We start from the raw sequence: 7620 nt of genomic DNA, 5'->3' as shown, positions 1-7620 counted from the left end.
ACGCTCGGCTGGGCAACCCCAGCCGAGCGCCTGCATAAACTGCTCGCGGCCTGATCAACACGACCACGTGTTGCAACGATCCCTAGAAACCGCCGCCCGCCTCCCGGCCCTTCGCGTACGCGTGCGCGTCAGTCCGTCTGCTGCTGCCGCTTCGGCCGCCACACCACCAACGCACTGGTCTGCTGGACGTCCTGGTACGGCACCAGGTCACGGCGGTAGGAGGCGTGGACGGCCGCCTCGCGCTGACGCATCGCCGCCGCCGCGCCGTCGAGGGCGGCCTGGAGTTCCGCGACGCGGGACTGGAGCGCGGCGACCTGGTTCTCCAGTTCGATGATGCGCTTGATGCCGGCCAGGTTGATGCCCTCGTCCTGCGACAACTGCTGCACCTGGCGGAGCAGTTCGATGTCGCGGGCCGAGTAGCGCCGGCCCCGGCCGGCGGTGCGGTCCGGGGACACGAGCCCCAGGCGGTCGTACTGGCGCAGCGTCTGCGGGTGCAGTCCGGAGAGCTGGGCCGCCACCGAGATGACGTAGACCGGGGTGTCCTCGGTCAGCTCATACGGGTTGCGTCGACGGCCGTCCATCTGGTCATGCTCCCTTCGCGGCCTGGAACAGCTCCGCCCGCGGGTCCTCGCCCGCGGTCGCCTCGCGATACGCCTCCAGCGCGTCACGAGCCTTCCCCGACACGTCCTTGGGGACACTCACCTCGACGGTGACCAGCAGGTCGCCGCGGGTTCCGTCCTTGCGGACCGCGCCCTTTCCACGGGCGCGCATGGTACGCCCGTTCGGCGTGCCGGGGGGCAGTTTCAGCGTCACCGGGGGCCCGCCGAGGGTGGGCACCCGGATGTCGGCGCCGAGCGCCGCCTCCGCGAACGTGACCGGCACGGTCACCGTCAGGTTGTCGCCCTTGCGGCCGAAGACGGGGTGGGGATTGACGTGCACGACCACGTACAGGTCGCCGGCCGGGCCGCCCCGCTCGCCGGGCGCGCCCTTGCCGCGCAGCCGGATGCGCTGCCCGTCGGACACACCCGCCGGGATGCGCACCTGCATCGTCCGGGACGACTTGGCCCGGCCGCTGCCCTTGCAGACCTCGCACGGGTTCTCCGCGATCAGGCCGCGGCCCTTGCAGTCCGGGCACGGGTCGGTCAGCGAGAAGCCGCCGCCCGAGCCGCGCGCCACCTGCCCGGTGCCGACGCAGGTCGGGCACACGCGCGGCGTGCCGTTCTTGTCGCCGGTGCCCGAACAGGCCTTGCACGGTGACTGCGAGGACATGCGCAGCGGTACGGTCGCGCCGTCCACCGCCTCCATGAAGCTCAGCGTGACCTCGGACTCGATGTCCTGGCCCCGCCTCGGCTGCGTACGCGTGCCCGCGCCGCCGCCGCGGTTGAACAGGCCCCCGAAGACGTCACCGAGACCTCCGCCGAAGCTGCCTCCGGCGCCGCCCTGGCCGCCGAAGAGGTCGCCCAGGTCGAAGTTGAACGATCCTCCTGCCCCGGGGCCGGGACGGAAGCCGCCGTTGCCGAACAGGGCGCGGGCCTCGTCGTACTCCTTGCGTTTCTTGGGGTCGCCGAGGACGTCGTTCGCCTCGGAGATCTCCTTGAAACGTTCCTCCGCCTTGGCGTTGCCCTTGTTGGCGTCCGGGTGGAACTCGCGGGCGAGCTTCCGGTACGCCTTCTTGATCTCGGCCTCGGTGGCGTCCTTGGGGACGCCGAGGACCTTGTAGTAGTCCTTCTCGATGAAGTCCTTGGTGCTCATCCCCGACGTCCCTCCTTCCCTGTGCGTTCGTGGTGTACGTCAGCCCTCGTCCGGGCCACCGTTCTCCTTGTCGTCGCCCGCCTCGGTGGTCTCCTCGGCCTTGACCGTCTGCGCCCCCGGCTGCGGTTCGGCGACGGCCACCCGCGCGGGGCGAATGGTGCGCTCGCCGAAGCGATACCCGGGCTGCAGAATCGCCACGCACGTCGTCTCGGTGACGTCCGGCGCGTAGCTGTGCATCAGGGCCTCGTGGATGGTCGGGTCGAAGGGCTCGCCCTCCTTGCCGAACTGCTGCAGACCCATCTTCGCCGCGACGGTCTCCAGCGACTCGGCGACGGACTTGAAACCGCCCACCAGTTCGCCGTGTTCCCGCGCGCGGCCGATGTCGTCGAGCACGGGCAGGAGCTCGGTCAGGAGGTTCGCGACGGCGATCTCCTTGACCGCGATCCGGTCGCGCTCGACGCGGCGGCGGTAGTTCTGGTACTCGGCCTGGAGGCGCTGCAGGTCCACCGTGCGCTCGTTGAGCGCCGTGCGCACCTGGTCGAGCTGGGCCACCAGGCCGGCGTTCTGGTCGCTTGCGTCCCCCGCCGGGGCCGCCGCCTCCTCCGCAGAGGGGGAGGCGGCCTGCGGCTCGGCGTCATCAGGGGTGGCGCCGGAGGGGACGTCAGGCTTCTCCTCGAAGCCCGGGGTCTCCTCCGTCACGCGGCACCGTCCTTCCGCTCGTCGTCCACGATCTCGGCGTCGACCACGTCGTCGTCCGCCTTGGCCTCACCGGCACCGGCGGAGGCGCCGCCGGCGGCCTGCGCGGCCTGGGCGTCGGCGTACATGGCCTGGCCGAGCTTCTGCGAGACGGCCGCGACCTTCTCGGTGGCGGAGCGGATCTCGGCCGTGTCCTCGCCCTTGAGCTTCTCCTTGAGCTCGGCGACGGCGGACTCGACCTCGGTCTTGATCTCGCCCGGGACCTTGTCCTCGTTGTCCTTGAGGAACTTCTCGGTCTGGTAGACGAGCTGCTCGCCCTGGTTGCGGGTCTCGGCGGCCTCGCGGCGCTTGTGGTCCTCCTCCGCGTAGCGCTCGGCCTCCTCGCGCATGCGGTCGACCTCTTCCTTCGGGAGCGAGGAGCCGCCGGTGACGGTCATCTTCTGCTCCTTGCCGGTGCCGAGGTCCTTCGCCGTGACGTGCATGATGCCGTTGGCGTCGATGTCGAAGGAGACCTCGATCTGCGGGACACCGCGCGGGGCGGGCGGCAGACCGGTCAGCTCGAACATGCCGAGCTTCTTGTTGTACGCCGCGATCTCGCGCTCGCCCTGGTAGACCTGGATCTGCACGGACGGCTGGTTGTCCTCGGCCGTGGTGAAGATCTCGGACCGCTTGGTCGGGATCGTGGTGTTGCGCTCGATCAGCTTGGTCATGATGCCGCCCTTGGTCTCGATGCCGAGGGACAGCGGGGTGACGTCGAGGAGCAGGACGTCCTTGACCTCGCCCTTGAGGACACCGGCCTGGAGCGAGGCGCCGATGGCGACGACCTCGTCCGGGTTCACACCCTTGTTGGCCTCCTTGCCGCCGGTCAGCTCCTTGACGAGCTCGGCGACGGCGGGCATACGGGTGGAGCCACCGACGAGGACGACGTGGTCGATCTCGTTGATGGAGATGCCGGCGTCCTTGATGACGTTGTGGAACGGCGTCTTGCAGCGCTCCAGCAGGTCCGCGGTGAGCTGCTGGAACTGGGCGCGGGTGAGCTTCTCGTCCAGGTGCAGCGGGCCCTCGGCGGACGCGGTGATGTAGGGCAGGTTGATCGAGGTCTCGGTGGAGGAGGACAGCTCGATCTTGGCCTTCTCGGCGGCCTCGCGCAGACGCTGCAGGGCCATCTTGTCCTTGGACAGGTCCACGCCGTGGCCGGACTGGAACTGCTTGACCAGGTAGTCGACGATGCGCTGGTCCCAGTCGTCACCACCGAGGTGGTTGTCACCGTTGGTGGCCTTCACCTCGACGACGCCGTCGCCGATCTCCAGGAGGGACACGTCGAAGGTGCCGCCACCGAGGTCGAAGACGAGGATGGTCTGGTCGTCCTTGTCGAGGCCGTACGCCAGGGCGGCGGCGGTCGGCTCGTTGACGATGCGGAGCACGTTCAGACCGGCGATCTCGCCGGCCTCCTTGGTGGCCTGCCGCTCGGAGTCGTTGAAGTACGCCGGGACGGTGATGACCGCGTCGGTCACCTTCTCGCCCAGGTACGCCTCGGCGTCCCGCTTCAGCTTCTGCAGGATGAACGCGGAGATCTGCTGCGGGTTGAAGTCCTTCCCGTCCAGCGAGATCTTCCAGTCGGTGCCCATGTGGCGCTTCACCGAGCGGATGGTCCGGTCCACGTTCGTGACCGCCTGGCGCTTGGCGACCTCGCCGACCAGCACCTCGCCGTTCTTGGCGAAGGCGACGACGGACGGCGTGGTCCTGGCACCCTCGGCGTTGGTGATGACGGTGGGCTCGCCGCCCTCCAGAACGCTGACGACGGAGTTAGTCGTGCCCAGGTCGATGCCGACCGCACGTGCCATGGTGAATTCCTCCAGCTGACTTGAGTGGAACAGGCTCAAGGATGCCCGAGGGTCGGCCCCGCGTCAACAGAGCTGAGTCGATCTGACTCAACTTCTCTCCCACGGCATTCGGCAAGCAGGGAATCATCGCAGGTGAGCGGCGTTTTGGAGGTGAAGCGGGGGTGCTGCGCGGCGGGTGGCGCGCGGCGTGGCTGCCCCGCGGAGGAGGCGCTGCGCGGTGCGCGCGGCGCGGCGACCTCCGGGGGAGGCGCTGCGCGGTGCGCCCGGCACGGCCGCCCCGCGGAGGAGGCGCCGCGTGACGCGCCCGGCACGGCGACCTCCGGGGGAAGCGCTGCGCGGTGCGCCCGGCACGGCGACCCCCAGGGGAGGCGCTGCGCGGTGAAGCGGCACGGCAACCCCGCCGAGGAGGCGCTGCGCGGCTTCCGTCGCACGACGGCCTCTCGAGGAGGCGCGGCCGCCTCGCGTCGTACAGCGTCGCGTACCACGGCGGGCCGCTCGCACACCGGCGTACGCGTACGCGGACGCGGACGGGTGGCGTCCGCGTACGGGGTCGCGTGCGGGGTTCGCGTACGCGTACCGGGGCAGGCTCGTGTCGGGTGGCACATCGAGTCGCCCGCCACCCTCCCGCGCCACCCCGGCGCACCCCCCGCATCGCCGCGCCGCGACGCGCACCGCGTCCCCGGAACGGACCAGCCGCCGCCGCCCCGCGGGTTTCCTGCGAGGCGGCCGCAAGGCGGCGACGGAATCCACAGCGACGCAGATCACCGCTTGCGCCACTACAGTGCGGCGGCATAAGTGGGTAGTCTCAGACGGACTGCATAAGTTACCGCTTAGTAATCACCCGCCTTCGAGTACACAGGAAGTACACGGAGGAAATCCCTCGCAGGCCCGAGGAGCCCCCAAATGCAACTCGCCGCGATCATCGTGTCGCTGGTCCTGGCCGTGGTCGGCGTGGCGTTGTTCGCCCGAGCCATCGGCCAGATCTACCGCTTCGTGCGGCTCGGACAGAACGTGCCCGCCGGCACCCGTACCAACGACCCCAAGCAGCGCACCGTCACCGTGGTCAAGGAATTCCTCGGTCACACCCGCATGAACCGCTGGGGCATCGTCGGCGTCGCGCACTGGTTCGTGGCGGTGGGCTTCTTCACCCTGGTCCTGACCCTGGTCAACGCCTTCGGGCAGCTCTTCCAGGCGGACTGGTACATCCCCGTCATCGGCGACTGGGCGCCGTACGAGGTCTTCACCGAGTTCGTCGGCCTGCTCACCACGCTGGGCATCCTCACGCTGATCGTGATCCGCCAGCTCTCGCGCCCGGACCGCCCCGGCCGCAAGTCCCGCTTCGCGGGCTCCAACATCGGCCAGGCGTACTTCGTCGAGGCGGTCATCCTCATCATCGGCCTCGCCATCCTGACGCTGCGCGGCCTGGAGGGCGCCCTGCACCACGTGTCGGGCTACGAGGCGTCGTACCTCATCTCGTACCCGCTGGTCACGGCCTTCAAGGGCCTGAGCCTGACCACGCTGCAGAACCTCGTCTACCTGGTCGCGATGATCAAGATCGCGACGTCGTTCATCTGGATGATCACCGTCTCGCTGAAGACGGACATGGGTGTGGCCTGGCACCGCTTCCTCGCCTTCCCGAACATCTGGTTCAAGCGCGAGTCCGACGGCGGCACGGCCCTCGGCGCCCTCCAGCCGATGACCTCCGGCGGCAAGCCGATCGACTTCACCGACCCCGGCGAGGACGACGTCTTCGGCGTCTCCCAGGTCGAGCAGTTCTCCTGGAAGGGCCTGCTGGACTTCTCCACCTGCACCGAGTGCGGCCGCTGCCAGTCGCAGTGCCCCGCCTGGAACACCGGCAAGCCGCTCTCCCCCAAGCTGCTGATCATGTCCCTGCGCGACCACGCGCACGCCAAGGCGCCGTACCTGCTGGCCGGTGGCGGCAAGACCATGGAGGGCGAGGAGAAGGCCTCCGAGGAGCAGCTCAAGGACGTCCCGGCCGCCGCGCTGGCCGAGGCCGAGCGCCCGCTGATCGGCACGGCCGAGGAGAACGGCGTCATCGACCCGGACGTGCTGTGGTCGTGCACCACCTGCGGCGCCTGCGTCGAGCAGTGCCCGGTGGACATCGAGCACGTCGACCACATCGTCGACATGCGCCGCTACCAGGTCATGATCGAGTCCGCGTTCCCGTCCGAGGCGGGCACGATGCTCAAGAACCTGGAGAAGAAGGGCAACCCCTGGGGCCTGGCGAAGAAGCAGCGCCTGGAGTGGACCAAGGAGGTCGACTTCGAGGTGCCGGTCGTCGGCCGGGACATCGAGGACCTCACCGAGGTCGAGTACCTGTACTGGGTCGGCTGCGCGGGTGCCCTCGAGGACCGCGCCAAGAAGACCACGAAGGCCTTTGCGGAGCTGCTGCACATCGCGGGCGTGAAGTTCGCGATCATGGGCGGCGACGAGAAGTGCACCGGTGACTCCGCCCGCCGCCTGGGCAACGAGCCCCTGTTCCAGGAGCTCGGCATGGAGAACGTGGCGGCCCTGAACATGGCGTTCGGCGAGGACGACGAGGACCCATCGACCAAGAAGCCGAAGTCGGCCAAGAAGATCGTCGCGACCTGCCCGCACTGCCTGAACACGATCGGCAACGAGTACCCGCAGCTCGGCGGCGACTACGAGGTCATCCACCACACCCAGCTCCTCCAGCACCTCGTCGACGAGGGCAAGCTGGTCCCGGTCACCCCGGTCGAGGGCATCATCACCTACCACGACCCGTGCTACCTGGGCCGCCACAACAAGATCTACACGCCTCCGCGCGAGATCATCGGCAAGGTCCCGGGCCTGCGCAACGAGGAGATGCACCGCCACAAGGAGCGCGGCTTCTGCTGCGGCGCGGGTGGCGCCCGGATGTGGATGGAGGAGCGGATCGGCAAGCGCATCAACAACGAGCGCGTCGACGAGGCCCTGTCCCTGAACCCGGACATCGTCTCCACGGCCTGCCCGTTCTGCCTGGTCATGCTCACGGACTCGGTGAACGGCAAGAAGAACGACGGCAAGGCGAAGGAGTCCGTCCAGGTCGTGGACGTCGCCCAGCTCCTCCTCGACTCCGTCAAGACGCCGGTGGACGAGCCGCCGGCGGGCCAGGCGGACACGGAGAGCGCGCCCGAGCCGGAGCCGGTGAAGTAGCAGGGCGGCCGTACGCCGCCGAAGGGCACACCGCCGAGGGGCCGGGGTCGCGGAAGGCGACCCCGGCCCCTCGGCCGTTGGCGGGTCGGAGAAAAGCGTCCGGGGGGAGCAGGGAGACGACCCGGGGGTCACAAACCAAAACAGTGACAAC

5 protein-coding genes are annotated in these 7620 nt (G+C 69.4%); 1 reads left to right on the top strand and 4 read right to left on the bottom strand.

The window, feature by feature from the left end; all coding sequences use genetic code 11:
- Positions 1 to 128 precede the first annotated feature (128 nt).
- From ACZ4SW_RS33790 to dnaK, 4 genes are read right to left on the bottom strand one after another with little or no spacing between them, the layout of a single operon-like run.
- A complete protein-coding gene (locus ACZ4SW_RS33790; RefSeq protein WP_468252870.1) occupies positions 129 to 581 on the bottom strand; it encodes a heat shock protein transcriptional repressor HspR in 453 nt (150 codons plus the stop codon).
- Between the two features lie 4 nt (positions 582 to 585).
- Positions 586 to 1752 carry a molecular chaperone DnaJ gene (gene dnaJ / locus ACZ4SW_RS33785; RefSeq protein WP_468252869.1) on the bottom strand — a complete coding sequence of 389 codons (1167 nt, stop codon included), beginning with the start codon at positions 1750 to 1752 and terminating at the stop codon, positions 586 to 588.
- 39 nt (positions 1753 to 1791) lie between these two features.
- Positions 1792 to 2451: a nucleotide exchange factor GrpE gene (gene grpE, locus ACZ4SW_RS33780; protein WP_468252868.1), complete on the bottom strand. Its 660-nt coding sequence runs from the start codon at positions 2449 to 2451 to the stop codon at positions 1792 to 1794.
- Positions 2448 to 4292, bottom strand: a complete 1845-nt coding sequence (dnaK, locus tag ACZ4SW_RS33775; RefSeq protein WP_468252866.1) for a molecular chaperone DnaK — start codon at positions 4290 to 4292, stop codon at positions 2448 to 2450. Before dnaK ends, grpE begins: the two co-directional genes overlap by 4 nt.
- Positions 4293 to 5195: 903 nt before the next feature.
- On the opposite strand from dnaK, the gene ACZ4SW_RS33770 reads away from it, so the two are divergent.
- On the top strand, positions 5196 to 7469 hold the full coding sequence (locus tag ACZ4SW_RS33770; RefSeq protein ID WP_468252865.1) for a (Fe-S)-binding protein: 2274 nt from the start codon (positions 5196 to 5198) through the stop codon (positions 7467 to 7469).
- Positions 7470 to 7620 lie beyond the last annotated feature (151 nt).

This window comes from Streptomyces sp. NPDC028331, from assembly GCF_055565775.1.
This window is presented reverse-complemented; position numbering and strand designations above follow the sequence as displayed.